This window comes from Streptomyces sp. NPDC059003 (assembly GCF_042740445.1).
In the GTDB taxonomy this organism is placed as follows: domain Bacteria; phylum Actinomycetota; class Actinomycetes; order Streptomycetales; family Streptomycetaceae; genus Streptomyces.
Genome location: NZ_JBHYJH010000006.1, coordinates 14,345 through 39,866, shown reverse-complemented (window position 1 = coordinate 39,866; position 25,522 = coordinate 14,345). Strand labels below are relative to the sequence as shown.

Below are 25,522 nucleotides of genomic sequence, written 5' to 3'. Positions count from 1 at the left end.
CGAGCGCGACACACCTCACAGCGGCACCGGGGACGTACGCGGCGGCGGACGCCTCACAGCGGCAGCGACCGCTCCTGCACTACGTGCTTCATCACGAGCGTCGAGCTCAGCCGCTGGACGCCGGGCAGGGTGGCGAGGCGCTCGTCGTAGAGGCGCTGGAACGCGCGCAGGTCCTCGCTGACGATCCGCAGCAGATAGTCCGGCTCTCCGAAGAGGCGCTGCGCCTGCACGACGTTCGGAATGCCGTCGACCGCCTCCTCGAAGGCGGCGACCGTGTCCCGGTCCTCCTGGCGCATGGTGACGAACACCAGCGACTCGAAGGTGAGCCCGACGGTCTCGGCGTCCACGAGCGCCCGGTAGCCGCGGATCGCCCCGCGGCGTTCGAGATCGCGCAGCCTGCGGTGGCACGGGGACAGGCTGAGCCGCACCCGGGCGGCCAGTTCGGTGACGGTCAGGCGGCCGTCGTTCTGAAGCTCGGCAAGGATCTGCCGGTCGACTGCGTCCATGGAGAAGATTCTTCCAGCGACACTCCTTGATCACGCAATACTTGGGAACACCTTTGGCCGCTTTGTCACTAACCTCCCTCGGGCAACCGCTTCGCGAGGGAGAAACCATCCATGGCCGTCAGCTCCATCACCGCCTTCTGGGCGGTGTCCGTCCTGCTCATCCTGGTACCGGGCGCGGACTGGGCGTACGCGATCAGTGCGGGGCTGCGGGACCGCTCGGTGGCACCGGCGGTCGGCGGCCTGCTCCTCGGCTATGTCGGCCTGACCGCCGTCGTCGCGGCGGGCGTGGCGGCCGTCGTCGCCCGCAACCCGGCCGTGCTCACCGCCCTGACCCTCCTCGGCGCGCTGTACCTGATATGGCTGGGCGCGAACACGCTGATCCGGCCCGCGGCCCCGGCGGCCTCGCCGGACGAGGCCGCGCCCGCGCCCTGGCGGGCCAGGGTCCTCCAGGGCGCCGGGATCAGCGGCCTCAACCCGAAGGCGCTGCTGCTCTTCCTCGCCCTGCTCCCCCAGTTCACCGAGCCCGGCACGGGCTGGCCGCTCGCCCTCCAGATCAGCACCCTGGGCCTGGTGCACATCGCGAGCTGCGGTGCGATCTACTTGAGCGTGGGCGTCCTGGCCCGCACCGTCCTGCGGACCAGGCCCGCCGCGGCCCGCGCCGTCACGCGGGTGTCCGGCGCCGCGATGATCGTGATCGGCGCGGTGCTCGTGGTGGAGCAGCTCGCCGCCTGACCTGCGCGGCGGGCGCCTCCGGGCGGAAGGCGTCCGGCACCTCCGGGCGGGAAGATCAGAGTGCGCCCCAGGACGGGAGCGCCGTGTCCGAAATCCGCCAGCCGCCCGCCTCCCCGCGCCGCAGACTGGTCACTGTCAGCACGGGACACCCCGCCCGGACCAGGCCGGACGCGCCGGGCCCCGGGAGACGCGGACCAGGAGAGAGGACAGGCGCAATGACCGTCTACACGACCTTCGACAGCCCTCTGGGCGAGCTGCTGCTCGTCGGCGAGGCGTCGGCCACCGCCAAGGGCGGCACGGCGCTCGCGTCGCTGTCGATGCCGGGGCAGAAGGGCGCCGCGGTCGTCCAGGACGGCTGGACGCGCGACGACGAGGCGTTCGCGGCGATCACCGACCAGCTGCGCTCGTACTTCGCGGGCGCGCTCACGCGGTTCGACATCGAGTACGCCCCGGGCTCCGGCACGGAGTTCCAGCGCAAGGTCTGGGACGCCCTCGACGCGGTGCCCTACGGCACGACCACCACGTACGGCGCGCTCGCGGGACGCCTCGGCCTGTCCCGCGCCGCGGTCCGCGCCCTCGGCACCGCCATCGGCCGCAACCCCCTGCTCGTCGTGCGCCCCTGCCACCGGGTGATCGGCGCGGACGGCTCCCTCACCGGCTACGCGGGCGGGCTCGACCGCAAGCAGCGGCTGCTCGACCTGGAGGCGGCGTGACCACCCCGACCCGGCCCAGGGCGGACGGCGCGCACGCCCGCGTCGCCGCCGCCGACTGGTCCGGCGTCGCCGCCGAACTCGACGCCCACGGCTGTGCCCTCACGCCCGCGCTGCTCGACCCGGCCGCGTGCCGCGAGATCGCCGGGCTCTACGACGACACCGCCCTGTTCAGGTCGACCGTCGACATGGCACGGCACCGCTTCGGCTCCGGCCAGTACCGGTACTTCAGCCATGAACTGCCGGGCCCCGTCGCCGAGTTGCGCGCGGCCCTGTATCCGCGGCTGCTGCCGATCGCCCGCGACTGGGCGGCCCGCCTCGGCCGCCCGGCCCCCTGGCCGGACACGCTCGACGCATGGCTCGAGATGTGCCACGCGGCGGGCCAGGTCAAGTCCTCGCAGATCCTGCTCCGGTACGAGACCGGCGACTGGAACGCACTGCACCGCGACCTCTTCGGCGACCTGGTCTTCCCGCTCCAGGTCGTCATCGGCCTCGACACGCACGGCGTCGACTACACCGGCGGCGAGTTCCTCCTGGTCGAGCAGCGGCCGCGGGCCCAGTCGCGCGGCACGGTCACGGCCCTGCCCCAGGGGCACGGCCTGGTCTTCACCACCCGCGACCGTCCGGTCCGCTCGGCCCGCGGCTGGTCGGCGGCCCCGGTGCGGCACGGCGTGAGCACGGTCCGCTCCGGCCTTCGCCGCTCGCTGGGGATCGTCTTCCACGAGGCGTGAGAGGAGAGGGAGGCCGGGGCGGACCGCCTCCTCGCGGATCAGCGCACCGGCGGGCACGGCCGCCCGGTCGCCGCGCAGCGCGCCTCGAAGTCCGGGGGCAGCCACGCCCCGGAGAGCAGCCGGGGGTGTGCGGGGAAGGTCGTGTGCCCGGCGAGCGCGAACATCAGGGACGCCCAGGGGGTTTGGAGCCGTACGGTGCGGAACCCGCCGCCGTAGATGTCCTGGAAGGCGCACTGCAGGGTGTCCGGAGCGACCAGGTCCATCGAATCCAGACCGCGCCAGTACAGGTCGAGGGGGCCGCCGACTCCGTCGAAGCAGACGCGCCGATCGGTGACCGTCACCTCGCCGGGCCTCTCGTGGACCCAGCGGGGCTGTGCGTCCGCGGCGGCCCTGCGGCGGCGCGCCGCGTTGCCCAGGGCGGAGGCGGCGAGGCTGCCGGCCACGAACGCCGGGCCCCCGAAGGCGAACACGCTGTTGTGCGTGTACGTGCCGTCGCCGAGCGCACGCCAGGCGAACTGGGCCGCGGGTCCCGCCGCCAAGGACAGCTCCCCGGGCTCCAGGCGTGCCGTCGTGGGAATGGGCGGACGGCCCCCGAGGCGCCCCTCGACCAGGTCGCTGACGAGATGGCAGGTGTAGAGCAGATGGTCGTCAAGGGCTGACCAGGCGACCGGTTGCCCATCGGGCCGACGCGCTCCATAGGGCTCGACGTCCATGATTCCCCCCACCCCGTGCGATCCCAACGGCCCCTATCGTAAGAACGTTGAGGGCGCCCCCGCAGGGCATCACGACCACCGGCACGCGCTCGTCGGGCGCCGACCGTCGCCTCACGCGAGGCCGCTCACCCGCAGTGTGATGTTCAGCCGCCCCGTCAGGCCGAGCTCCGGCGGCGCGGTGCCCGCGTGGACCTTCGGCACGCCGTGGTACGCGAGGCGGCTCGGGCCGCCGAAGACCATCAGGTCGCCGCTGCGCAGCTCGACGTCCGTGTACGGGCGCGTCCGCGTCTCGGTGTTGCCGAAGCGGAAGACGCACGTGTCCCCGAGGCTGAGCGACACCACCGGTGCGCCCGACTTCTCGTCGCTGTCGCGGTGCATGCCCATCCGCGCGTCCGCGTCGTAAAAGTTGACCAGTGCGATGTCGTAGTCACCGAAGTCTCGATCCTCACGGGCCGCCGCGTCCCCGTCGTCGACCGGGACGGTATCCCCGTACGCATCGCACACCGCCTGCCGCCCCAGCTCGGCGAGCCACACGGGCATCGGCTTCACCGGAGCGCCGTCCCCGTCGACAGCGGTGCGGGCGTACCCGTACGGATACCAGTGCCGGCCCAGGCACACCTGCCGCGCGGTCATCGTGCCGCCGCCGGGGAGGTGGACGGTCCGCAGGCCCGCGGGCGGGCGTGCCCACGCGCGGCAGGCGGCGAGGAGCTCCCGCTGCCGGTCGGGGCCGAGCCAGTCCGGGACGTGCACGGCCCCGGGCGCCACCTCGCCCCGCTCGCGCGGGAACAGCTCGCCGGTCATCGCCGCTTGACCGCCCGCAGGATCACGAACTTCCGGTTGCTCGCGGCGACGTCGACGTTCCCGAAGAGCCGCTTCAGACGCACGTGGTAGCCGAGGTGGCGGTTCCCGACCACCCACAGCTCACCGCCGGGGCGCAGCGCGTCGCGCGCCCCGCGGAACATGCGCTGGGCGGTGGCGTCGGTGGTCGCCTGGTGGCTGTGGAAGGGCGGGTTGTTCAGGACGAGGTCCACGGACGCGGCGGGCATCGCCGTCAGCGCGTCACCGGCCACGAACTCCGCCTTGCCCGCGGCCGCGTTCGCCCGGTAGGTCGCCTCCGCCGACGCGACCGCCTGGTACGACTCGTCGACGAACGTGACCCGGGCCTCGGGGTTGGCGACGGCGGCGGCCGTGCCGAGGATGCCGTTGCCGCAGCCGAGGTCCACGACGTGCGCGTCGCCGTGGCTCTCCGGCAGGTTCTGCAGCAGGAACCGCGTGCCGATGTCGAGGCGTTCGGCGCAGAAGATGCCCGCGTGGTTGACGGCGGTCAGGCCCGCGCCCGCACCGGAGTCGGCGGGCAGGACGTAACGGCGCGGCCAGGGACCCGCGTCGACCGCACGGTCCGGCTTCGACCCCGACTCCGAGCCCGATTCAGGCTCCGGCTCGGTGAAGATCAGACGCGCCTTCTGACGGGCCAGGGACGTGCGCGTCGGGCCGATGATCCGCTCGAAGAGTTCGAGGGTCGACGTGTGGATCTCGGTGACCATGCCGGTGCCGACGACGACGGTGCCCGCGTGCAGGGAGGGCGCGAGCCTGCGCAGCTGGTCCTCCAGGAGCGCGAGGCTCTTCGGCACGCGGACCAGGAGGACGTCGATCCGCTCGGGCGGCGTGTCCCTGGTCGTCAGGAGCCGTACGGCGTCCGGCGCGTGCCCGGCTCGCGCCAGGTTGGCGAGGGTCGCCTGCCGGGCGAGGAAGGAGTCGGTGATCTGGGTGACCCGCGCGGACGGGCGCGCGGCGAGGACGGTGGTCAGCGCGCCCCACCGGTCGCCGACGACGACCACGTCGCCGTCCAGCGCGACGGGCGCCGCTTCCCCTCCGTCCTCGTCCTCGCTCTCTCCGGCGAGATGCCGCAGCAGATACGCGTCGGCCGCGGACCAGGCCCTCAGCTGGTCGCGGGGGTCCTCCGGGAAGCGGGTGAGGTCGTACGCGCCCCATGACGTGCTCAAACGATTCATCGTGCCCTCAGGCTACTGGCCCGCGCGGGGCGGCGCGGACCCCGGGAGAGCGACCTCCGCGCGGCCGCCGCCGCGCGGAGGGAGAGCTGTCGCTCAGACGCCCGCCACGCTCCTGATCCAGTCGCGGTACGCCGTCGCGTTCGAGTAGGCGGTGGTCGTCTGGCGGTCGCTGGTGGAGGCGACGCCGACCTGGACGCCGTTGGCCATCATCGGGCCGCCCGAGTCGCCGCCCGCGGTGATGCCGTTGCCGCGGCGGGCGCAGATGGCCCGGCCGCCGTAGGCGTCACTGCAGCCGCCGGTCACGATGACGTTGGCGACCTTCAGGAGCCGGGACTGGCAGTTGATCTCCTGGCCGCACTGGGAGGTCGCCCCCCAGCCGTAGACCTGCACGGTCTGGTTCACCTGCACGGAGCCCGGGTCACCCAGGCGTGAGTACGTGCCCGGCACGGAGCGGTCGAGTTTGACCAGGGAGATGTCCGCGGTGGAGTGGCTGGTGACGCTGACGCCGTTGGCCTGGGTGCCGCCCGTGGTCTGGTCGAGGCTGCCGATGCGGAACGAGAGGCCGCCGCCGCTGACACAGTGCTTCGCGGTGAGGATCCAGGTCGGGGCGATGATCGTGGCGCTGCAGGTCTGCCGGCCGTTGGAGAAGAGCCGGGCCGCCCAGGGGGCGTTGTCGGCGTAGCCGCCGCCGATGATCGGCTGGGCCGTGGTGCCGTACTCCGCGCGGGGCGCGCTGTCGGACGCGGTCGCCTGCGCCGCGGCGGTGGGCGCGAGTCCCAGGACGCAGAGGGCGGCGGCTGCGAGCGCGGGCAGGAGTCTGGATCTGGATATTCGCACGTTCGTCTCCATTGTGTGGGGGTTGGAGCGTCCTTCATGAGGACCCGGCCGCATCGCATGCGGCCGGCGTGCACACGCGAGAGGCGGATACACCATGTCGCGTGCATGCCATTCCTGACGGTGGCGAATGTGACAGACGGTCCATCACCCACGCAAGAGGTTGACGGTTGAAAGCCCGTCCGGCGTTTGAGGACGAGGCGCGCAGCGCCGGATAAAAGGGGGTCCAGGGGGCGGAGCCCCCTGGTTCGGGAAGGGACGGGTCAGGGGCGCACCCGCGCGGCCCGCCGCCGCGGCACAGCCACCCGCGTCCGCCCCGGATCCCCGGGCCGCGCGGTGTCGTACACGGCAAGAACGGGCCGCCCCAGAGCGGCACGGTCCACCACGACCGGCACCTCGTGCCGCGCACCGTCACGACCGTGGAAGACGACGGTGACCTCCCCACGCCTGCCCCGCACCGGCCGCCACCCCTCAAGCCGCGCCTCCGCCGTCGCGAACCCCCGACGCAGCCTGCGCAGCGCGGCCGTGCGCCGCAGGCTCACGACCGCACCCCACGCCGCGGCGACACCGCCCGCCGCGGCGACCGACCACAGGAAGGCCAGCCAGGTCGTCACGGAGTGGCGGCCGACGGGCGCGAGGACCATGAAGTCGGTGACCGTGCCGTACGACACACGGCCGTCCGCCACGGCGTCGTACCAGCCGGAGGCGGCCGCGAGCGCGCTCAGGGCGACCACCGCGCCCGCGGTGGCGCGGTGCAGGAACCGCACCGCGGCGAAACCGAGCAGCAGCCCCGCGACGATGCCGAACTCCGGCGCCATCACGGCCCACGGGTCGCCGCAGCCGCCGTGGCCGTAGCAGGACCACTGGACGATCGCGGCGTCGTACGTGCTGACGTGCCAGACGAGCCAGACCTGCCAGGCGAGCAGCGCGCAGGCGAGCGCGCGCAGTGTGACGCCGTAGGTCTCCCGGCTCAACTCCCGCCCCCACCTCCGGGGTTCGGCGCCCCCACCGGCTGCCGAACCGTTTATGCCGTCAATGTCCGTGCAGGCTACACGCTGCCAGGGGTCGCCACCACGGGGTACGGGCCGCCCCGCTCAGCCCCGGTCGAACCAGGTGGGCCCGTCCGCCATCGCCTGCTTGATCCGGAAGAGCCCGTGCTCGTGCAGCTCCGCCGGCAGCGCGTCCAGCGCGAACCACGCGACGTCGAGCGACTCGTCGTCGTTGACGCGCGGCTCCCCGCCCACGGCCCGGCAGCGGATGGTGACGTCCATGAACTGGCAGACGTCGCCGTTGTCGTAGGTGACGGGCTCCAGGGCCTCCACCAGGACCACGCGCTCGGCGACGCAGCGCACGGCCGTCTCCTCGTACACCTCCCGCACGGCGCACTCGGCGGGCTGCTCGCCCGGGTCGGGGATGCCGCCGATCACCGACCACTTGCCGTTGTCGGCGCGCCGCCCGAGCAGCACCCGCCCCTCGTCGTCGAAGACGATCGCGGTGACTCCGGGGAGCCACAGGAGCTGGTGGCCCGCGTCGGCGCGCAGGGTCTTGATGAAATCCGGGGTAGCCATGATCCGCACCCTAACCGGCGGCGCCCGCGCGCCTGCGGGCGATGACCCACCCGATTCCGGCCACTCCGAGCGCCGCGAGGGCCACCTCGGGCCAGACCCCGAGCCGCGTCGCGAGCGTCAGGGAGCTGCGCTTCTGCACGTCGGCGACGAGCGACTCGGCCGTGAACATGCCGGTGCGCTGGGCGACCGTCCCGTCCGGCCGGATCACGGCGCTGACGCCGCTGGTGACCGGGACCATGACGGCCCGGCCGTGCTCGACGGCCCGCACCCGGTCTATGGCCAGCTGCTGGTACGTCATCTGGCTGCGCTCGAAGGTGGCGTTGTTGCTGGGCACGGAGAGGATCTGCGCGCCCTCGTTCACCTGGTCCCGCACGACGTCGTCGAAGGCGGCCTCGTAGCAGGTCACGGGCCCGACCTCGGTGCCCGCCATGTCGAAGACGACCGGCTTCGTGCCGGGTTCGAAGATCCCCGCGCGGTCGACGTCCGAGCTGAAGATCCGGAAGAAGTCGCGGTACGGCATGTACTCGCCGAACGGCTGCAGGTGCCGCTTGTCGTAGGAGGCGCCGGGGCCCTTCCTCGGGTCCCAGAGAATCTGCCGGTTGCGGGGCTTGCCGTCCTTGCCCTGGACGACCGCGCCCACGGAGACGGGGGCGCCGATGGCCTTGACGGCCTTGTCGATCTCGGCGTACGCGTCGGCGTTGGCGTACGGGTCGATGTCCGAGGAGTTCTCGGGCCACAGGACCAGGTCGGGCCGCTTCACCCGCCCCGCGTCGACCTTCGCGGCGAGCCGCAGGGTCTCGCGGACGTGGTGGTCGAGGACGGCCCGCCGCTGGGCGTTGAAGTCCAGGCCCATGCGCGGCACGTTGCCCTGGATGACGGCGACGGTCGTGGTGCCGTTCTCCGCGTTCGTGGACACCAGCGGCAGCGCGGCGGCACCGGCGGCCACCGGCGCCACGGTCAGCGCGGCGGCCGTCACCAGGGCGCGGTCCCGCACCCGGGGCGCGGCCTTCAGGCGCCGCACCACGTGGGCGAGCCCGAAGCCGCACAGGACCACCGCGAAGCCGAGCAGCGGCGTGCCGCCGACCGAGGCCAGCGGCAGGAACAGGCCCGTGGGCTGGCCGAAGGCGACCTTGCCCCACGGGAACCCTTCGAACGGGAAGCGCGACCGCGCCGCCTCAAGCAGGATCCACACCCCGGACGCCCACACCGGCCACACCGGAAGGCGGGACACCCAGGCGATGCCCAGGCCCGCGAGGCCCACGAACAGCGCCTCGGCCACGGCGAGCGCGAGCCACGGCAGCGGCCCCACGTCGACACCCGTCCAGGACAGGAGCGGCACGAAGTAGCCGAGCCCCATGAGCAGGCCGAGCCCGAAGCCCGAACGGGGGCGGCGGCCGTGGAGCACGAACCCGAGGAGCGCGAAGGCGAAGGGCGCGAGCCACCACAGTTCGCGCGGCGCGAAGCTCAGATAGAGCAGCACTCCGGAGAGCACGGCGGCACCGGCCGGAATCAGCCGTCTCCGCACCCGCTCCGCGCGGGATTCCGGTCCGGACTGCGGTGCGGTCTGCTCCGACGGGTCGATGGGAGCGGTGGTGGCGGTCACCCGGGGAGTGTACGGCCCGCCACCTGGGCACGGACAGCGCGGTCTGCGGCGTGCGCGCGGGCGCCCGGAGCGCCGGTTCCGCACACGTGCCGGATCGTTCCTGCGCAAGATCTACACAACTCGTGTCAACGACCGCTACCGTGTCCCGCACTCCCTGACGTGCGGCGCGATCAAGCCACACGGTCAGGGCCCTCACACATCGGGGGGCAACGGGGTGGGGTCGATGGGGACGGCCGCGACGGCGGGGTGGACCGGAGTGCGGTACGGGGCGGCGGACGCGAGCGGGGTTGCGATCCTCGCGGCGTGCGCGGCCTGGGTGCTGATCACGGCGGGAGTGCGGGGCGGCAGGCCGGACGGCGTGCTGCTCGCGCTGCTCGCGGTGGCGGCCGGGTACGCGGGCGGGCGCATCGCGGGCGAGCTGCTCCCGGTCGCCGCGCCCTGCGCCGGGGCCCTTGCCGGCGTGACGCTCGCGGCGGCGGCACCCCATGTCACACCGGGCCCCACGAGTTCCTCGCCGCTCGGCCCGATCGGCGCCGCCGCGGCGCTCCTGAGCCTGTCGGCGGGCGCGGCCTGCTGTGCGGCGTGGGCGGCCCGCGGGCCGGGGCTCCGCTTCGCCCTGCGGGCGCTCGCGGTCGCGATCACGGTGACCGCGGCGGTGCTCGGCTCGACGGCCGGGTTCATCGCGTGCACCGGGATCGTCCTGTGCTCCCTCGCGGCGGCGCTCGTCCGGCACAGGGCGCTCGGCCTCGCCGGGTTCGCGGTCACCACAGCGCTGGTGGGCGGCGCGGCCTGGGCCATCGCCGAGGACGTGCTCCCGGAGGGGCTGAGCGTCTCCCTGGAGGGTCAGCTCGGCGCCCACCGGGTGCGGATGTGGCAGGACGCCGAGGAGCTGGCGGCGGCGCATCCGGCGTTCGGCGTGGGCCCCGGACGGTTCGGGGACGCCTCGCCGACGGTCACCGAGGGCCTGCTCGCGGACGGCAAGCCGCACTCGGCGCTCCTGCAGCAGGCGGCGGAGCAGGGTTTCGTGGGCATCGCGCTGCTCGCGGCGGCCTTCTGCTGGCTCCTTTTCGCCCTGTGGCGCTCGCCGTGCTCCACGCAGGTGGTCCTGACGGCGGGCGCGGCCCTGACGGCCCTCGGGGCGGTGGCCACGGTCGGCAACGCCCTGAGCGTCACTTCGGTGACGGCGGGCGCGGGCCTCCTGGCAGGCATCGCGACGGCCCGGCCGCTGCCGGAGGATGCGGAGGCCAAGGGAGGGGTCCGGCGGTGACGCACACGTGCGACGGAGCTACGCCGTACCGCGGGTCGAGTTCGCCGTCGTACCGCGGTCAAGCCGTGGTCGTCGGCGTGCCGCCCGTCAGGCGCAGCCGGTCGCGGATGACGCGGACCGCGCTCTCGGCGTTGTCGACGGTGACCGTGAACTTGTGGCCGTCGCCGAGCTGCAGGACCACGCCCTCGCCGCGCCGGACGATGACGGCGGTGCCCTGCTCGGGCCGCCAGCGGTAGCCCCAGCCGCCCCAGTGCCGGGGCGTGACGGCCGGTGCGAAGTCGGCGCCGATGACGTGCGACAGCGGGATGCGGCGGCGCGGCACGCCGATGTGGCCGCAGCGCACTTCGAGGGAGTCCTTGTCGACCTTCACGGCGACGTGCACGAAGGCGAGCGTGCCGAAGAGGATCAGGAGGCCGACGGCGATGCATCCGACGACGGACATGACGAGCGGCAGGATGCCCGACGGCCACAGGGTCTCGACGGCCAGGTCGATGCCCAGGGCGAGGCAGGCGGCGCCGGCGCAGGCCAGCAGCCACTGGACCCGGTTGGACGCGCGTCCGGTCCAGATCTCGGTGTGGTTCTCGGCGGCTGCGCGCTCGCCGTGGGCGTGCTCCGTCATGGTGACGAGCCTACTCACGATCCGTCGCGAAGGCACCGCGTCGCAGACGGTTACTCCTCCCGGGGTACGCCCCCGCTCACGCCCCCAGGGCGGCGCTCGGGGCCATGAGGGCACGGCCTTCGGCGTACGTGAGGGCGGCGCTCGGCAGCGTGGACTCGCGCCCGCTCAGGATCACCGTGAGGGAGCCGTCACCCAGGGTGCCCGTGCTGTCCGCGGCATCCCCGGGGTGACGGCCGATCCGGCGCAGTGCCTGCGCGGCGACCGCTCCGGCCGAGCCGTACAGGGCGAGCGGCTCCTGGTCCGGCCGCTGCACGGCGGCGCGGATGCGCTCGGCGACCAGTTCGTAGTGCGTGCAGCCGAGGACGACGGCCCGGACGTCGGGCGGGGTGAGGGCCGCGGCCGCGGCGACCGTCCGCGCGATGGCCTCCTCGTCGGCCTCCTGCACGGCGTCGGCGAGCCCCGGGCAGGGCACCTCGGTGACGCCTGCACCGGCGGCGAACTCCTGGATGAGGCCGCGCTGGTAGGGGCTGCCGGTGGTGGAGGGCGTGGCCCAGATGGCGATCGGTCCGCCGCCGGTCGCCGCGGGCTTGATCGCGGGGACGGTGCCGATGACGGGCAGGTCCGGCTCGAAGCGGGCGCGCAGGGCGGGGAGCGTGTGCACGGACGCCGTGTTGCAGGCCACGATCAGCGCCTCCGGGCGGTGCGCGGCGGCGGCTTCGGCGACGGCGAGGGAGCGCCGCGTGAGGTCCTCGACGGTGCGCGGTCCCCAGGGCAGGCCGTCGGGGTCCGAGGAGAGAACGAGATCGGCGCCGGGGGCCAGGCGCCGTACCGCGGCGGCCGCGGCGAGCAGTCCGATTCCGGAGTCCATCAACGCGATCTTCACCCGGTCACCTTAGTCGATCGGCCGTACGAGCCGGTCACGGTGGGGCAGACTGCGGCGGATGAGTGCCGTTGCGTGGATCACCGCCGCCTCACTCGCCGTGTGGGTGTGGCTGCTCCTTGGACAGGGTTTTTTCTGGCGTACGGATCTGCGGCTGCCGCCGCGCCGGGCTCCGGAGGAATGGCCGTCGGTGTGCGTCGTCGTCCCCGCGCGGGACGAGGCCGAGGTCCTGCCTCAGAGCCTGCCGTCGCTGCTCGCGCAGGACTATCCGGGGCGCGCCGAGGTGTTCCTCGTCGACGACGGCAGCAGCGACGGCACGGGAGAGCTCGCCCGCGCCCTGTCGGAGCGGCACGGCGGGCTCCCGCTGACCGTCACCTCGCCCGGTGAGCCGCCGGCGGGCTGGACGGGCAAGCTGTGGGCGGTGCGGCACGGCATCGGCCTGGCACGCGCGCGTACGCCTGGATTCCTGCTCCTGACGGACGCCGACATCGCCCATGAGCCGGACAGCCTGCGGGAGTTGGTGGCCGCCGCGGAGTCGGGGGGCTACGACCTCGTCTCGCAGATGGCGCGGCTGCGGGTGGCCAGCGTCTGGGAGCGGCTCGTGGTCCCGGCGTTCGTGTACTTCTTCGCGCAGCTGTATCCGTTCCGCTGGATCGCGCGCAGGGGCGGGCGGGTCGCCGCGGCGGCCGGGGGCTGCGTGCTGCTGCGTACGGAGGCCGCCGAGCGGGCCCGCGTGCCGGACGTCATCCGGCACGCGGTCATCGACGACGTCGCGCTCGCCCGGGCGGTCAAGGGCGGCGGCGGGCACATCTGGCTGGGCCTCGCCGACCGCGTCGACAGCGTCCGGCCCTACCCGAGGCTCGCGGATCTGTGGCGGATGGTGGCGCGCAGCGCGTACGCCCAGCTGCGGCACAACCCGCTGGTGCTCGTCGGCACGGTGGCCGGGCTCGCCGTGATCTATCTGGCGCCGCCGGTGGGCCTGTGCGCGGGCCTGGCGACGGGTGACGCGGGCGCCGCGGTCCTCGGCGGCCTGGCGTGGCTGGTGATGACGGCGACGTATCTGCCGATGCTGCGCTACTACCGCCAGCCCCGGTGGCTCGCGCTCACCCTGCCCGCCACCGCGTTCCTGTACCTGCTGATGACCGTGGACTCCGCGGTGCAGCACTACCGGGGGCGCGGCGCCGCGTGGAAGGGCCGGACGTACGCCCGCCCCGGCGCGGCCGCAGAGACCGCGGAGGCGGGCCCGGACTCCCGTCCGTGAGCGGTCACTTCCTGCCGGGCGTCCAGTTCATGCCCCACCCGTAGGCGTAGTCGATGGTGCGCTGCGGGCTCACGCCGCGCTCGGGCACCAGGTAGCGGGCCTCGCGCTGGACCACGAGCTCGCCGCCCTGGTTGGTGATGAGGGCGAGCGCGCAGACGGTCGACGGCACCGTGCACTCGTCCAGGGAGAACTCGATCGGCGCGCCGTGCTGCGGCGTCAGCGTGACCGTCGCGTTCAGGTCGGCGAAGCTGCGCGCGCCCTCGTAGATCGTCACGAAGATGACCATGCGCCGGAAGTCCTGCGTGTGGTCGAGGTTGACCGTGAGGTTCTCGCCGGTGGCCACGGCTCCGGTGCGGTCGTCGCCGTCCAGGAGGATGTACGGGGGCTGGTGCATCGCGCCGAAGGCGTTGCCGAGCGCCTGGACGACGCCCTTGCGGCCGTCGGCGAGCTCGAACAGCGCGCACAGGTCGAGGTCCAGGTCGGCGTGCATCGCCACGGCCCGGCCGAGCTTGCTGGCCCAGCCCTTGAACTGCTTGCGCACCTCCCAGTTGAGGTTCACGCGCAGCGCGCCCGACGTGCCGCCCTGCTTGGTGAGGGAGACCGTCGGCGCCTCCTTGGTGAGCGTGACCTTGGTCAGGCGCACCGGCTGGGCGGGGGCGGCGGGCGGAGGCGGCGGGGACGCGGGGGCGGGCGCGGGCGTCGCCATGGGCGGAGCGGGCGGCGCGACCGGGGCGGCGGGCGCGGGGGCCGGTGCCGGGGCGGCGGGCGCGGGAGCCGGGGCGGGGGCCGCCTGCTGGGGCTCGTCCACCGTGATGCCGTAGTCCGTCGCGAGCCCTTCGAGGCCGCTGCTGTAGCCCTGCCCGACGGCCCGGAACTTCCACGCGCCCTGGCGGCGGTAGAGCTCGCCGAGGACGAAGGCCGTCTCGACGCTCGCGTCCGCGCTGTCGTACCGCGCGAGCTCCGCGCCGCTCGCGGCGTCGAGCACCCTGATGTGCAGGCCCGGCACCTTCCCGAACGTGCCGCCGTCCGCCGACGCGGCGAGCACCACCCGGTCGACGCCGGGCTCCACGCGCGCGAGGTCCACGACGAGCGCGTCGGTCACCCCGCCGCCCGCGGACCGCTTGCCCTCGTGGCGCACCGCGCCCGACGCGTGCGTCGCCTGGTTGTAAAACACGAAGTCCGCGTCCGAGCGCACCTTTCCGGAAGCGTCGAGCAGCAGTGCCGAGGCATCGGCGTCCGGAACTCCCGGTCCCGAACCCCAGCCCAATTCGACCCGTACGGCAGATGCCTGCACGGGAACATTCGAACCTTTGGCCATAGACATGTCTGCCCCCATCACAAGGTGCCGGGCCCGGCCGGACCGCCGTTCCGTACCTGCCCAACCTATTACCTGGCATTCGAAGACTCGCACGGGCGGCCCTGGAAACGGCGTCCGACCACTGCCGGTCGACCCCCGGTAACCCCGGAAGAACACGCCCTTTACAGGATCCCTACGTCGCCGCGCGACCGATTTTCCCAGGTTCGCTCGCATTGGCGGTCGAGAGTCACTGCCAACACGCCAAACAACCCTCTTATCGGTCTCCCCAACCAGCACATCAAGGGCTTAACTTATGGAGCATGACCTCCCCCCGCTCCACCTATGGCGGCGGTTACTACTCCGCGCCGTCCTTCCAGGACACTCCGATCTACGACTCGCTGGTCGCCGAGCGGGGCACTCCTCAGATCGCCCCGATTCGGGTCCCTGCCGCGTACGACACGGGCAGCCACCTCCCCGCCCTGTCCTCCGCGCTCCCCGCCCTGCCGGCCGGCCCCTCGGCCCCGTCCGCGCCCTCCATGGCGCAGATGGCCCCGATGGCGCAGATGGCCCCCATGTCAGGGATGGCCCCCGTGCAGGCCGCACCCACGATGGCCGCCCACCCGAACCCCGCGTACGGCTACGCGCCCCAGGCCCCGCAGCCCGCACCGCTGCAGCAGGCCCCCGCGCCGTACATCCCGCAGCAGTCCGCGGGCCCTCGCGGCTATCCGGGCCCGCAGCAGCAGCGCCCCGCGAGCCCCGGCCCCACCGGGTACGAGGCGATGCGCCCCGCGGCGCCCCGTCCGGCGCCCGCGCCGCACGAGGACCCGTACAACCGGCAGTACCGCGGCTACTGAGAGCCGCCGCCGTACGCCCCCGTAAGCCGCCGTCGAGCTCCCGCCCGACGGCGGCTTTCGTGTGCGTGAACCGGCCCCGGAGAATGAACGCGGCGGCACCGGGGAACTCGAAGGCGGGGTAAGGACGTTGAGGCTCGGTGGGAAGGCCGGGATGATCCCCGAAGGGGGTGCGGGACTGTGCGAGCGATCGCCGGACTCTGGCGCTGGCGCCACAATGCCCTGCGCCGCGGGACCGACCTCGCCGAGGCCTGGGTGGCGCTCGTCGCGCTCGTCCTGATCGCCGTCGCGGCCCCCGTCGTCGGGACGGTCACCGGCACGCTGACCCACGACGCGCTGCTGCGCTCCGTGGCGGCCCAGCACAAGGCCCGGCACAGCGTCGCCGCCACCGTCCTGCAGAAGCTGGACAAGCCGTCCGTCGACCTCGACCCCGAGACCGCGTCGCGGGACGCGCGCCGGCGCGTGCTCGCCAGCTGGACGGGCCCCGACGGCTCGGGGCACGCGGGCGTCGTCGTCTCCGACCTCAAGTCCCCCCGCCCCGGCGACCGGTTCCGGGTGTGGACCGACAAGGACGGCCGGGTCGTGGCCCGCCCCCTGGATCCGGCCACGGCCCTGACGCACGCGGCCCTCGCCGGATTCGGCGCCGCCCTCGCCTGCGCCGGGCTCGTCGAGGGCGCCCGGCGCCTGATCGTCTGGCGGCAGGTCCAGCGGCGGTACGCGCGCTGGGACCAGGCCTGGGACAGGGCGGGCCCGGACTGGGGGAAGACGGGCACGGGCGCCTGACACCGGGACCTGGTGAGAGCCTGGCCATCGGGTCAACTCGCCACCGTCGCGCGCGCTACGGTGGACCGGGCGAACTCTTCGGCCCCCTTGCGCGCGGGCGCGAGGTCCCGCGTACGTCGAGGTGGGGGCAGAGCTACTCCATGGCACAGGGCACGGTCCAGGTGACGCACACCGGTACGTCGCGGTGGCGGCGCCGCACGGGCGAGTACGCATCGCTGGCCGCCGCCCTGGAGGCCGCGGGCGACGGGGACGTCCTGACGGTGGCCCCCGGGACGTACCGCGAGAACCTCGTCGTCCAGCGCGCGGTGACGCTGCGCGGCCCCGAGGGCTCCCCCGGCTCCGTGCGCATCGCGCCCGTCGACGGGGTGCCGCTGACCGTGCGGGCCTCCGCGCTCGTGCAGGACCTGCACATCGAGGGCCAGGACTCGGCCGCGCCCGCGCTGCTCGTCGAGGACGGCGCGCCGGAGCTCGCGGACGTGCGCGTGATGACGCGGTCGGCGGCCGGGATCGAGGTGCGCGGGGGCGCACGCCCGACGCTGCGCCGCTGCACGGTCGACAACGCGGGCGGCATCGGCATCGCCGTACTCGACGGCGGGGGCGGGGTGTTCGAGGAGTGCGAGGTCGTCGCCGCGGGCCAGTCCGGGGTCGCGGTGCGCGACGGCGGGCATCCGCGCCTGGAGCGCTGCCGGGTGCACCACACGTCGGGGGCGGGCCTCTCGGTGACCGGGGAGCACAGCGGCCTTGAGGCCTTCGGCTGCGAGGTGTACGAGGTCAAGGGCTCGGGCGTGCAGGTGGCCGCGCGGGCGACCGCGCACCTGACGGACTGCGCGGTGCACCGCACCACGTCCGACGGCGTCACGCTCGACACGGACGCGGTCCTCACGCTCGCCGACTGCCGCATCCACGACATCCCGGAGAACGCGGTCGACCTGCGCTCGCGCTCGGTCCTCACGCTGACGCGCACGACGGTGCGCGAGTTCGGGCGCAACGGCCTCTCCGTGTGGGACCCGGGAACCCGCGTGGACGCCAACCAGTGCGAGATCCACGACAGCACGGGGGACTATCCGGCGGTGTGGGTCAGCGACGGGGCGACGGCGGTCCTGGAGTCGTGCCGGGTGCACGACGTGCCGGACGCGCTGTTCGTGCTGGACCGGGGCTCGCGCGTGGACGTCGTCGACAGCGATCTGACGCAGGTCCGCAACACGGCGGTGTCGGTGAGCGACGGCGCGACGGCCCAGCTGGACGACGTGCGCATCCGCGAGGCGGGCACCGGCGCCTGGTTCCGCGACCACGGCAGCGGCGGCGTCCTCGCGGACTGCACGGTCGACGGCACCCAGACGGGCGTGATCATCACCAAGGGCGCCGACCCCACGGTCGAGCGGTGCACGGTCACGTCCCCGGCCGAGGCGGGCTTCTACGTCTCGGCGGGCGGCCGGGGCAGCCTCACGCGCTGCAAGGTCGTCGGCAGCGGCGGATACGGCTTCCACGTCATCGACGGCTGCCGGACGACGCTGAAGAAGTGCCGTACGGAGCGGTGCGCGCGCGGCGGCTTCGAGTTCGCGGAGGACGGGCCGCTCGTCGAGGACTGCACGAGCGACGAGAGCGCCGGCGTGCGCGCCGCCGCGCCGGAGCCCGCCGTGCAGACGGCCACGCAGTCGGCGGGGCTGCTCGGCGCGGTACCCGAACCGCGCGTCACCGAGGCGCCGCCCGCCCCGGAGCCGTCCCGCACGTCGAAGGCCGTGCTCGGCGAACTGGACGCGCTGGTGGGCCTGGAGAGCGTCAAGCGCGAGGTGCGGGCGCTCACCGACATGATCGAGGTCGGCCGGCGCAGGCAGCAGGCGGGCCTCAAGGCCGCGTCCGTGCGCCGCCACCTGGTGTTCACCGGCTCCCCCGGCACCGGCAAGACGACCGTGGCCCGGCTCTACGGCGAGATCCTCGCCTCGCTCGGCGTCCTGGAGCGCGGCCATCTCGTCGAGGTGTCGCGCGTCGACCTGGTGGGCGAGCACATCGGCTCGACGGCGATCCGCACCCAGGAGGCCTTCGACAAGGCCCGCGGCGGCGTCCTGTTCATCGACGAGGCGTACGCGCTCTCGCCCGAGGACTCCGGGCGCGACTTCGGACGCGAGGCCATCGACACGCTGGTGAAGCTCATGGAGGACCACCGCGAGGCGGTCGTGGTGATCGTCGCGGGCTACACGGCGGAGATGAACCGTTTCCTGTCGGTCAACCCCGGTGTGGCGTCCCGGTTCTCGCGCACCATCACCTTCGGCGACTACGCGCCCGAGGAGCTCCTGCACATCGTCGAGCAGCAGGCCGACGAGCACGAGTACACCCTGGGGACGGGCACGGCCGAGGCGCTCCTGAAGTACTTCACGGCGATCCCGAAGGGTCCGACGTTCGGCAACGGCCGCACGGCGCGGCAGACGTTCGAGGCGATGGTCGAGCGGCACGCGGGCCGGGTCGCGGGGGTCGACGAGCCGAGCACCGACGACCTCACCCTGCTGTATCCGGAGGACCTTCCGGAGCTGCCGTGACGGCCGCGTCGGGCGCGGTGGCCGGTGTCTTCGGCCGTGGCACGCCGGGCGCGGGCCTGAGCCGGGCGAGCAGCCGCGCGCGCTCCTCGGCGAACGCCGGGTCGGCCTGGTAGTCGCTGTGCCCGAGGATCGGCGCGGGCAGGGGGTGCTCCGCGGTGCGGCCGTAGGCGAGCGGGTCCTTCAGGGCCGCGCGGTCGACCTGCGGGCCGCAGTCGCCGTGCAGGCGTACGGGACCGCCGATCGGGTCGGTGGCGCGGTGGAGGTTGCGCCAGCAGTCGACCTCCTGGTGCAGGGAGCTGAGGGCCGCGGGGCCGAAGTGCGCGGGGAACCAGCGCCCGTACAGGCGCTCCAGCGGGGAGCCGTAGGTGAGCAGCGCGACGCGCTTGCGTACCGAGGGCAGCAGTTGCCAGGCCGCCGCGGCGGCGAGGACGCTGCCCTGGGAGTGTCCTGACAGGACGAGGCGGCCGCCGGTGGCGCGGGTCCAGGTGTGCATGCGCCAGGTCAGGTCGGGCACCGCGCGCTCGGCGTAGCAGGGCGGGGCGAAGGGGTGGGCGGCGCGCGGCCAGAACGTGCCGACGTCCCACAGGATGCCGATGGTGCGGCGTGCGGAGGGGTCGCGGTAGGCGCGGCGGCCCCAGGTGACGAAGAGTATGAAGCCCAGGCCGATGAGCCAGGAGCCGAGGGCCTGCGCGGTCTGTGCGGCGCCCTCGATGAAGGGGGGCGCGTTCTCGGCGGCCTTGCTCGGCACCTTGCCGCTCACCCAGGCGCCGATGAGCGCTCCGGCGCCGAGCAGCAGCGTCGTGGCCGAGGTGACGCCGACGATCAGGGGGGCCTGGTCGGTGAGGGCGGCGCCCGCGCGGGTGCTGGCGATGCTGCGGGTGCGGGCGGTGTCCTGGCGCTCGTCGGGGTAGTCGCGCGGCACCTGGGCGAGCTCGCGGCGCAGCGTGCGCGCGGTGCGGACGCCGAGCACGGCGGCGAGCACGGCGACGACGACCAGGAGCGGCGGGATGACGGAGGCCTGCCAGGTGAGCAGGGCGGGCGGGCCGCCGATGGTGCCGCCCGCGCCGGGTGAGCCCGTGCCGTCGAGCCAGTCGGCGAGGCGCTGGGAGCCGCCGCCGGACATCACGCCGCCGAGGGCGCAGGCGAGCATGGCGACCGCGGGTCCGCCGAGGCCGCGCATCGCGGCGCGGGCGTCGGGCGCCCTGCGGTGGATGAGGGCGGCGACCACGGCGAGCGCGAGCACGAGGGCGCCCTGGACGAGCGCGATGCCGCCGAACGTCGTATTGCCGGGCAGCCGGCCCGCGGAGGTCCAGGCGGGGCGCGACCACCCGGCGTACAGGACGGACAGGAGCAGCAGGCCGAGGGCGGCGAAGGGCAAGCGGCGCACCAGGGCGCGGTCGATCCGCTGGTCGAGGCGCTGTTCGCTGCGGCCCCTGCGGCACACCACCCACACCACGAAGGCGAGGGCCACGGCGAGCGCCGCGAGCAGGGCCCAGCCGAGGGCGTCGAGCAGCGCGGGCCCGCCGGGGCGTCGGTCGTAGCGTGCGGCGGACGCGGCGACGGCGGCGGCGACCGTCAGGAGGCCCGCGGCGGCGTGGGCGGCGCGCAGGCGCGCGACGAGCCTGCGCCCGTACCAGAAGCCGGGCCTGCCGAGCGCGTTGCGGCCCGCCTCCTCCGGGTCCTGCTGGTTTGGGAACGGCTGCTGGGACTCGTACGCGCTCCAGGTGCGGTGGGACAGGTACCAGAGCAGGCCGGTGAGTGCGGCGGGCAGCAGCGCGGCCAGCGCGATGCGGCGGCCCGGCTGCGACCACCAGCCGCCGCCCCCGGCGGACTCCGGCGCCAGGAAGCCGAGCCAGGAGTGGTCGTCGACGCACGCGCGCGTGCCCGCGCACTGCCAGGCCACCAGGTCGATGGCGAGCTCGCAGGCGGCGGCGACCAGGAGCAGGCTGAGGGTCAGGGCGACGAGCCGCACCAGGAGGCCGTAGCTGCGCACGGCGCGCTTCATGCCACGGGCGTCGGGGCGCATCCAGTGCGCGAGGTTGACGACCATGAACGGGAGCAGCAGGAGCCACAGGGCGCGCGAGCCGTTGCCGGACGTGAGGTTGGACCAGACGTACGCCTCGGGGACCGGGCGTTCGCGGTAGTCCTCCGGGCGGGCCTCGGCGTCCACGTCGTCGGCGCGGCGGTGGACGGCGGCGGTCTTGTCACCGAAGACGCGGACGGTCCGCGGGTCGCCGAGCATCTGTTCCGGCGTGGTGCCGCCGACCCCGTGGACGAGGAGTTCCAGAGCCACCCGGTCCGGCGGTCCCTGCGCATGGGTGGTCTCTTGTGTTGTGGCACGCTCCACTGTCCCGCTCCCCCGAGTCGTGCGCCGTACTGAGTCGTGCGCCGTGCTGATCCGCGTGCGGTCACGCAGGGTCCAAGGATCTCGGCTCCGGGCCCCGCGCGCACCCCCCGTCACGTAATCTCCCCCTTCATTGTCCGTCGGTGGCTCGTGCGAGGATGAGACGACCCTGGTGACGGGGATGACGAGGACGACGGGCTTGACGGATGACGGGCTTCACTGGGCGAAAGGGCCGGACCTGACGTGAGCGAGAATCAGAACCTCCTCGCGGAGCAGCGTCGCGCCCTGATCCTCGACGAGGTCCGCCGCCGCGGCGGCGTCCGGGTCAACGAACTCACCAGGAAGCTGGGCGTGTCGGACATGACGGTCCGCCGCGACCTGGACGCGCTGGCCCGCCAGGGCGTCCTGGAGAAGGTGCACGGCGGCGCGGTCCCGGTGATCGAGGCGAGCGCCCACGAGCCGGGCTTCGAGGCCAAGTCGGGCCTCGAGCTCACCGCCAAGGAGGACATCGCGCGCGCCGCGGCGGCCCTGGTGGCGCCGGGCACGGCGATCGCGCTGTCCGGCGGCACGACGACGTACGCGCTCGCCCACCACCTGCTCGACGTCCCCGACCTGACGGTGGTGACGAACTCGGTGCGGGTCGCGGACGTCTTCCACTCCGCGCAGCGCAGCTCGGGCCAGCGGCAGGGCGCGGCGACGGTGGTCCTCACGGGCGGGGTGCGCACGCCGTCGGACTCCCTCGTCGGCCCGGTCGCCGACCAGGCCATCGCGGCGCTCCACTTCGACGTGCTGTTCCTCGGGGTGCACGGCATATCGGCCGAGGCCGGTCTGTCCACGCCCAACCTCGCGGAGGCGGAGACCAACCGGCGTCTGGTGCAGTCGGCGCGGCGCGTCGTCGTGGTCGCGGACCACACCAAGTGGGGCACGGTGGGCCTGAGTTCCTTCGCCACGCTGGGGCAGGTGGACACGCTCGTGACGGACGCGGGGCTGCCCGGCGACGCGCGGACGGAGGTCTCCGAGCACCTGCGCCGGCTTGTGGTCGCGGGCGAGTCCGAGCACGCCTCCGAGCGCCCCGGAGAGCCGACGGCCGAGGACGCCTGACGGCGGACATCCGACGGCGGCCCCGCTATCGTGGCCGTTGCCCGGTCACGTACTGACGTCCGCAGGGGGGCCGCGTACGATGCGACGCCGTCTGAGGCCCGTGGGCCTCGACTTCCTCACCGCCGCCCCGCTGCGGCACGTCTTCGCCCGCGAGGTCGCCGCGCCGCCCGAGGACGTCTACCGGGCCCTGGCCGTGGACGTGGAGCAGTGGCCCGCCTGGTTCCCGTCGGTGACCCGGGCCCGGCCCACGCGGGGCGGCGAGGGCCGCGAGATCCGGCTCCAGGGCGGCATCCGCTTCGAGGAGACGATCCTCGCGGCCGAGGCGCCCGAGCGGTACGTCTACCGCGTCGACGCCTCGAACGTGCCGGGCCTGCGGGCCCTGGTCGAGGAGTGGCACCTGACCCCGACGGCCACCGGCACCCGTGTCCGGTGGACCTTCGCCGTCCGGGCCATGGGCGTGCCGTACCTCGTGGTGAAGTTCGGCCGCAAGGGCTTCGACCGCTCCTTCCAGGACGCGGTCGCCCACCTGGAGCGGCGCCTGACGAAGGACACGCCCTAGTTCGCCGGGGCCTTCGGCCAGGCGCCCGTGGCCAGGAGTGCCTCTATGGCCGCCGCGTACGGCCCGATGTCCAGGCCCTGTTCCGCCAGCCAGGCGTCCGAGTAGTACTTGTCCAGGTAGCGGTCGCCGGGGTCGCAGATGAGGGTGACGACGCTGCCGGTGCGGCCCTCGGCCACCATCTCCGCGACGATCTTCAGGGCGCTCCACAGGCCCGTGCCGGTCGAGCCGCCCGCCTTGCGGCCGATGACCTGCTCCAGGGCCCGGACCGCGGCGACGCTCGCCGCGTCCGGGACCTTCATCATGCGGTCGATGGCGCCGGGCACGAAGCTCGGCTCCATGCGCGGCCTGCCGATGCCCTCGATGCGTGAGCCGCAGTCGCTGGTGGCGTCCGGGTCGTGGTGCGTCCAGCCGTCGAAGAAGCAGGAGTTCTCCGGGTCGGCGACGCAGATCCGGGTGTCGTGCTGCATGTAGTGGACGTAGCGGGCGATGGTCGCGGAGGTGCCGCCGGTGCCCGCCGTCGCCACGATCCAGGTGGGTTCCGGATAGCGCTCGAGGCGCAGCTGCTGGTACATCGACTCGGCGATGTTGTTGTTGCCGCGCCAGTCCGTGGCCCGTTCCGCGTAGGTGAACTGGTCCATGTAGTGGCCGCCGGTCTCGACGGCGAGCCGGGCCGACTCGGCGTACATGGTGCGCGAGTCGTCCACGAAGTGGCACTGCCCGCCGTGGAATTCGATGAGGCGGCACTTCTCGGCACTGGTCGTGCGCGGCATCACCGCGATGAAGGGCACCCCGATCAGCTTGGCGAAGTACGCCTCCGAGACGGCCGTCGAGCCGCTGGACGCCTCGATCACCGGGCGTCCCGGACGGATCCAGCCATTGCACAGGCCGTACAGGAACAGCGAGCGGGCGAGCCGGTGCTTGAGGCTGCCGGTCGGATGCGTCGACTCGTCCTTGAGGTACAGGTCGATGCCCCAGTGCTCGGGGAGCGGGAAGCGCAGCAGATGGGTGTCCGCGGAGCGGTTGGCGTCGGCCTGGACCTTGCGCACCGCTTCTTTCAGCCAGGCGCGGTAGTTCTCGTCGCTGCGGTCCACGTCGAGTGTGGCCATCGGCTCGTCGGTCGGGTCGGTCTTGACAGTGCTCACCGCGCGGCTCCTCGGGGCTCGTGCCGGACGCGGTTCGATCCGGCCGGACCCCTCGATGATAAACACCCACAACACGTGCCTCACCTGCATAAACACTCCTTTTGACACCTCAAAGGGATGCCTGCCCCCGCCATCCGGCGGTGTCGTGTCCCTGACGTACCGCCGCACGGAAGTGGCATGTGCGACGTCGTCATGCGGCCTAGTGCAAGCGGCCGGGCACGTGCACACTGCACCGCACGGGACAGGGGTAGGTCCCGATCCGCCCCGACCAGGGCGCGGACAGTGTCGGAACAGCAAGCACCGCGGCACACGAAGCACCGCGGACCACCTAAAGCGCGGTACACCACCGCGTGCGAGGGGGCGGAGCGTCATGGCAGAGCCGGAGTTCACGGCCACCGGTGTGCGGATCGGGAAGCGGCTGCGCTCCCTGACCCGCGCCGGGCAGGTCCGGATCAACGACGGCAGGCTGGAACTGCTCACCAGTTACGGCACGGAGATCGACAGCGCGCCGGTCACGGCGGTGCGCGCGGGCAAACCGTGGTTCGCCCCGCACGACAGAGCCCTCGCCGAGGTCAACGGCACGCGCTACCGGCTCACGCTCGGCGACCACGATCCGGTGCCCGGAGAGAGCGGCCCGCCCACGGTCCGCGCCTTCCTCGAAGCGATCCGCACCGCGGGTGCGCGGCAGCGGGCCTGACGGGTCTTGGGCGGGCGCGAGTTGCACACGCGCACCCCCTGAGTCACCCTGGTCTCACATCACTCTGGGTTTACCGGCGATGACGCTGCGAACCAGCCCGCCGGCCCTTCAGCAGGCGGCAGAGCCCATGTGCCCTCCTGCTGGATCCGAACGCCGTCTTCTTCCGGACCTCATTTCGGGGAGTCGCACCGTGATCAGCCAGCCAAGCAGGCATTGCACGGTAGAGCTCCAGGCCCTGCCGTCGCGGATCGGGCAAGTCCGCAGAATCGTATCGGCGCAGTTGCGCTACTGGCATCTTGATTCCTTGATAGACCATGCCGCGCTCGGCGTGACCGAGCTGCTCACCAACGTCCACCGCCACGCGGAGCCGGACAAGCTGTGCACCGTGGACATCGAGCTCCTGCTCGACCGGCTCACGGTCTCCGTCCACGACCACGATCCACGGCTGCCGCAGGTGCGTGGCGCGGAACCCTTCGAGACCTGCGGCCGGGGGCTCGCCCTCGTCGCCGCGGTCAGCGAGAGCTGGGGGGTGCGGCCCGAGGACGACGGGGGCAAGGTCGTCTGGTTCACGCTCTGCGCGCCGGCCTCGGCCGTGTCCTTGGCGGCGTATCCGGGCTACGGTCCCGCGGCACGCGGCGCCTTCGCCGACACCGCGTCCGCCGCGACCGCCACCGCCGCCGCTGTCGGCGCTCATGCTCCCGCCCGGTCGGCCGTTCCTGGCTGACCGGGCGGTGACTGTTGTGCGCGTATGTCGTGTACCGCTTCTTGCAGTTGTCCG

General features: G+C 73.7%; 25 protein-coding genes. 12 read left to right on the top strand and 13 right to left on the bottom strand.

Features of this window, described 5'->3' with window-relative positions; genetic code table 11:
• Nucleotides 1–53 precede the first annotated feature (53 nt).
• Entirely contained in the window at nucleotides 54–506 is a 453-nt protein-coding gene (locus ACFWZ5_RS05215; RefSeq protein ID WP_384789756.1) for an Lrp/AsnC family transcriptional regulator, read from the bottom strand.
• Nucleotides 507–617: 111 nt separating this feature from the next.
• Between ACFWZ5_RS05215 and ACFWZ5_RS05210 the strand changes: the two genes are divergently transcribed.
• The 3 genes from ACFWZ5_RS05210 to ACFWZ5_RS05200 all read left to right on the top strand — a co-directional run bounded on the left by ACFWZ5_RS05210 (nucleotide 618) and on the right by ACFWZ5_RS05200 (nucleotide 2,679).
• Entirely contained in the window at nucleotides 618–1,238 is a 621-nt protein-coding gene (locus ACFWZ5_RS05210; RefSeq protein ID WP_384789759.1) for a LysE family translocator, read from the top strand.
• A gap of 215 nt (nucleotides 1,239–1,453) precedes the next feature.
• Nucleotides 1,454–1,951 carry a methylated-DNA--[protein]-cysteine S-methyltransferase gene (locus ACFWZ5_RS05205; RefSeq protein WP_384789762.1) on the top strand — a complete coding sequence of 166 codons (498 nt, stop codon included), beginning with the start codon at nucleotides 1,454–1,456 and terminating at the stop codon, nucleotides 1,949–1,951.
• Nucleotides 1,948–2,679 carry a 2OG-Fe(II) oxygenase gene (locus ACFWZ5_RS05200; RefSeq protein ID WP_384789765.1) on the top strand — a complete coding sequence of 244 codons (732 nt, stop codon included), beginning with the start codon at nucleotides 1,948–1,950 and terminating at the stop codon, nucleotides 2,677–2,679. The genes ACFWZ5_RS05205 and ACFWZ5_RS05200 overlap by 4 nt, the downstream gene beginning before the upstream one ends.
• Nucleotides 2,680–2,717: 38 nt before the next feature.
• Here the strand turns inward: ACFWZ5_RS05200 and ACFWZ5_RS05195 are convergent, their stop codons facing one another.
• The 7 genes from ACFWZ5_RS05195 to lnt all read right to left on the bottom strand — a co-directional run bounded on the left by ACFWZ5_RS05195 (nucleotide 2,718) and on the right by lnt (nucleotide 9,409).
• On the bottom strand, nucleotides 2,718–3,392 hold the full coding sequence (locus ACFWZ5_RS05195) for a hypothetical protein (protein ID WP_384789768.1): 675 nt from the start codon (nucleotides 3,390–3,392) through the stop codon (nucleotides 2,718–2,720).
• A gap of 111 nt (nucleotides 3,393–3,503) precedes the next feature.
• Complete coding sequence (locus tag ACFWZ5_RS05190) at nucleotides 3,504–4,193, bottom strand: alpha-ketoglutarate-dependent dioxygenase AlkB family protein (protein WP_384789771.1); 690 nt, start codon at nucleotides 4,191–4,193, stop codon at nucleotides 3,504–3,506.
• Nucleotides 4,190–5,404 (bottom strand): methyltransferase, encoded by a 1,215-nt coding sequence (locus ACFWZ5_RS05185; RefSeq protein WP_384890456.1) that lies wholly within the window; start codon nucleotides 5,402–5,404, stop codon nucleotides 4,190–4,192. Before ACFWZ5_RS05185 ends, ACFWZ5_RS05190 begins: the two co-directional genes overlap by 4 nt.
• 93 nt (nucleotides 5,405–5,497) lie before the next feature.
• Nucleotides 5,498–6,253, bottom strand: a complete 756-nt coding sequence (locus tag ACFWZ5_RS05180; protein WP_384789786.1) for a S1 family peptidase — start codon at nucleotides 6,251–6,253, stop codon at nucleotides 5,498–5,500.
• Nucleotides 6,254–6,501: 248 nt separating this feature from the next.
• Entirely contained in the window at nucleotides 6,502–7,212 is a 711-nt protein-coding gene (locus tag ACFWZ5_RS05175; RefSeq protein WP_384789789.1) for a hypothetical protein, read from the bottom strand.
• 120 nt (nucleotides 7,213–7,332) lie between these two features.
• Complete coding sequence (locus ACFWZ5_RS05170; RefSeq protein ID WP_384789791.1) at nucleotides 7,333–7,806, bottom strand: NUDIX domain-containing protein; 474 nt, start codon at nucleotides 7,804–7,806, stop codon at nucleotides 7,333–7,335.
• 10 nt (nucleotides 7,807–7,816) lie between these two features.
• Nucleotides 7,817–9,409 (bottom strand): apolipoprotein N-acyltransferase, encoded by a 1,593-nt coding sequence (gene lnt / locus ACFWZ5_RS05165; protein WP_384789794.1) that lies wholly within the window; start codon nucleotides 9,407–9,409, stop codon nucleotides 7,817–7,819.
• Between the two features lie 223 nt (nucleotides 9,410–9,632).
• On the opposite strand from lnt, the gene ACFWZ5_RS05160 reads away from it, so the two are divergent.
• The gene (locus ACFWZ5_RS05160; RefSeq protein ID WP_384789797.1) at nucleotides 9,633–10,676 is read left to right on the top strand and encodes an O-antigen ligase family protein; all 1,044 of its coding nucleotides are present in this window, start codon (nucleotides 9,633–9,635) and stop codon (nucleotides 10,674–10,676) included.
• Between the two features lie 58 nt (nucleotides 10,677–10,734).
• Here ACFWZ5_RS05160 and ACFWZ5_RS05155 read toward each other — a convergent pair whose 3' ends face one another.
• Together ACFWZ5_RS05155 and ACFWZ5_RS05150 are read right to left on the bottom strand one after the other, a co-directional pair.
• The gene (locus ACFWZ5_RS05155) at nucleotides 10,735–11,295 is read right to left on the bottom strand and encodes a hypothetical protein (RefSeq protein ID WP_384789800.1); all 561 of its coding nucleotides are present in this window, start codon (nucleotides 11,293–11,295) and stop codon (nucleotides 10,735–10,737) included.
• Nucleotides 11,296–11,371: 76 nt separating this feature from the next.
• Entirely contained in the window at nucleotides 11,372–12,178 is an 807-nt protein-coding gene (locus tag ACFWZ5_RS05150) for a glutamate racemase (protein ID WP_384789802.1), read from the bottom strand.
• 58 nt (nucleotides 12,179–12,236) lie between these two features.
• On the opposite strand from ACFWZ5_RS05150, the gene ACFWZ5_RS05145 reads away from it, so the two are divergent.
• Nucleotides 12,237–13,436 (top strand): glycosyltransferase, encoded by a 1,200-nt coding sequence (locus tag ACFWZ5_RS05145; protein WP_384789804.1) that lies wholly within the window; start codon nucleotides 12,237–12,239, stop codon nucleotides 13,434–13,436.
• A 4-nt stretch (nucleotides 13,437–13,440) separates the two neighbouring features.
• On the opposite strand, the gene ACFWZ5_RS05140 is transcribed toward ACFWZ5_RS05145, so the two are convergent.
• On the bottom strand, nucleotides 13,441–14,760 hold the full coding sequence (locus ACFWZ5_RS05140; protein ID WP_384789806.1) for a TerD family protein: 1,320 nt from the start codon (nucleotides 14,758–14,760) through the stop codon (nucleotides 13,441–13,443).
• 293 nt (nucleotides 14,761–15,053) lie between these two features.
• Here ACFWZ5_RS05140 and ACFWZ5_RS05135 point away from each other — a divergent pair, with 293 nt between their 5' ends.
• From ACFWZ5_RS05135 to ACFWZ5_RS05125, 3 genes are all read left to right on the top strand, one after another.
• On the top strand, nucleotides 15,054–15,587 hold the full coding sequence (locus tag ACFWZ5_RS05135; protein WP_384789808.1) for a DUF6643 family protein: 534 nt from the start codon (nucleotides 15,054–15,056) through the stop codon (nucleotides 15,585–15,587).
• Nucleotides 15,588–15,764: 177 nt separating this feature from the next.
• Complete coding sequence (locus ACFWZ5_RS05130) at nucleotides 15,765–16,367, top strand: hypothetical protein (protein WP_384789810.1); 603 nt, start codon at nucleotides 15,765–15,767, stop codon at nucleotides 16,365–16,367.
• A gap of 140 nt (nucleotides 16,368–16,507) precedes the next feature.
• Nucleotides 16,508–18,901, top strand: coding sequence for a right-handed parallel beta-helix repeat-containing protein (locus ACFWZ5_RS05125; protein ID WP_384789812.1), 2,394 nt, complete (start codon nucleotides 16,508–16,510; stop codon nucleotides 18,899–18,901).
• On the opposite strand, the gene ACFWZ5_RS05120 is transcribed toward ACFWZ5_RS05125, so the two are convergent.
• Nucleotides 18,861–21,143: a hypothetical protein gene (locus ACFWZ5_RS05120; RefSeq protein WP_384789956.1), complete on the bottom strand. Its 2,283-nt coding sequence runs from the start codon at nucleotides 21,141–21,143 to the stop codon at nucleotides 18,861–18,863. The genes ACFWZ5_RS05125 and ACFWZ5_RS05120 overlap by 41 nt on opposite strands.
• A gap of 345 nt (nucleotides 21,144–21,488) precedes the next feature.
• On the opposite strand from ACFWZ5_RS05120, the gene ACFWZ5_RS05115 reads away from it, so the two are divergent.
• Together ACFWZ5_RS05115 and ACFWZ5_RS05110 are read left to right on the top strand one after the other, a co-directional pair.
• Complete coding sequence (locus ACFWZ5_RS05115; protein ID WP_384789815.1) at nucleotides 21,489–22,346, top strand: DeoR/GlpR family DNA-binding transcription regulator; 858 nt, start codon at nucleotides 21,489–21,491, stop codon at nucleotides 22,344–22,346.
• Between the two features lie 79 nt (nucleotides 22,347–22,425).
• The gene (locus ACFWZ5_RS05110; protein ID WP_384789818.1) at nucleotides 22,426–22,905 is read left to right on the top strand and encodes an SRPBCC family protein; all 480 of its coding nucleotides are present in this window, start codon (nucleotides 22,426–22,428) and stop codon (nucleotides 22,903–22,905) included.
• Here ACFWZ5_RS05110 and ACFWZ5_RS05105 read toward each other — a convergent pair.
• Nucleotides 22,902–24,011, bottom strand: a complete 1,110-nt coding sequence (locus tag ACFWZ5_RS05105) for a PLP-dependent cysteine synthase family protein (protein WP_384789958.1) — start codon at nucleotides 24,009–24,011, stop codon at nucleotides 22,902–22,904. The two genes, ACFWZ5_RS05110 and ACFWZ5_RS05105, sit on opposite strands and share 4 nt — an antisense overlap.
• A gap of 406 nt (nucleotides 24,012–24,417) precedes the next feature.
• Between ACFWZ5_RS05105 and ACFWZ5_RS05100 the strand changes: the two genes are divergently transcribed.
• Together ACFWZ5_RS05100 and ACFWZ5_RS05095 are read left to right on the top strand one after the other, a co-directional pair.
• Nucleotides 24,418–24,744, top strand: coding sequence for a hypothetical protein (locus tag ACFWZ5_RS05100; protein ID WP_384789821.1), 327 nt, complete (start codon nucleotides 24,418–24,420; stop codon nucleotides 24,742–24,744).
• 190 nt (nucleotides 24,745–24,934) lie between these two features.
• Nucleotides 24,935–25,468, top strand: coding sequence for an ATP-binding protein (locus ACFWZ5_RS05095; RefSeq protein WP_384789824.1), 534 nt, complete (start codon nucleotides 24,935–24,937; stop codon nucleotides 25,466–25,468).
• The last annotated feature ends 54 nt before the right edge of the window (nucleotides 25,469–25,522 follow it).

Coding starts and splice junctions, on each gene's coding strand:
- ACFWZ5_RS05125 (WP_384789812.1), top strand. CDS start 16,508: ATGGCACAGGGCACGGTCCAGGTGACGCACACCGGTACGTCGCGGTGG.
- ACFWZ5_RS05100 (WP_384789821.1), top strand. CDS start 24,418: ATGGCAGAGCCGGAGTTCACGGCCACCGGTGTGCGGATCGGGAAGCGG.
- ACFWZ5_RS05135 (WP_384789808.1), top strand. CDS start 15,054: ATGACCTCCCCCCGCTCCACCTATGGCGGCGGTTACTACTCCGCGCCG.
- ACFWZ5_RS05215 (WP_384789756.1), bottom strand. CDS start 506: ATGGACGCAGTCGACCGGCAGATCCTTGCCGAGCTTCAGAACGACGGC.
- ACFWZ5_RS05195 (WP_384789768.1), bottom strand. CDS start 3,392: ATGGACGTCGAGCCCTATGGAGCGCGTCGGCCCGATGGGCAACCGGTC.
- ACFWZ5_RS05145 (WP_384789804.1), top strand. CDS start 12,237: ATGAGTGCCGTTGCGTGGATCACCGCCGCCTCACTCGCCGTGTGGGTG.
- ACFWZ5_RS05140 (WP_384789806.1), bottom strand. CDS start 14,760: ATGTCTATGGCCAAAGGTTCGAATGTTCCCGTGCAGGCATCTGCCGTA.
- ACFWZ5_RS05110 (WP_384789818.1), top strand. CDS start 22,426: ATGCGACGCCGTCTGAGGCCCGTGGGCCTCGACTTCCTCACCGCCGCC.
- ACFWZ5_RS05160 (WP_384789797.1), top strand. CDS start 9,633: ATGGGGACGGCCGCGACGGCGGGGTGGACCGGAGTGCGGTACGGGGCG.
- ACFWZ5_RS05185 (WP_384890456.1), bottom strand. CDS start 5,404: ATGAATCGTTTGAGCACGTCATGGGGCGCGTACGACCTCACCCGCTTC.
- ACFWZ5_RS05205 (WP_384789762.1), top strand. CDS start 1,454: ATGACCGTCTACACGACCTTCGACAGCCCTCTGGGCGAGCTGCTGCTC.
- ACFWZ5_RS05170 (WP_384789791.1), bottom strand. CDS start 7,806: ATGGCTACCCCGGATTTCATCAAGACCCTGCGCGCCGACGCGGGCCAC.
- ACFWZ5_RS05155 (WP_384789800.1), bottom strand. CDS start 11,295: ATGACGGAGCACGCCCACGGCGAGCGCGCAGCCGCCGAGAACCACACC.
- ACFWZ5_RS05105 (WP_384789958.1), bottom strand. CDS start 24,011: ATGGCCACACTCGACGTGGACCGCAGCGACGAGAACTACCGCGCCTGG.
- ACFWZ5_RS05190 (WP_384789771.1), bottom strand. CDS start 4,193: ATGACCGGCGAGCTGTTCCCGCGCGAGCGGGGCGAGGTGGCGCCCGGG.
- ACFWZ5_RS05180 (WP_384789786.1), bottom strand. CDS start 6,253: ATGGAGACGAACGTGCGAATATCCAGATCCAGACTCCTGCCCGCGCTC.
- ACFWZ5_RS05210 (WP_384789759.1), top strand. CDS start 618: ATGGCCGTCAGCTCCATCACCGCCTTCTGGGCGGTGTCCGTCCTGCTC.
- ACFWZ5_RS05120 (WP_384789956.1), bottom strand. CDS start 21,143: ATGCTCGGCGACCCGCGGACCGTCCGCGTCTTCGGTGACAAGACCGCC.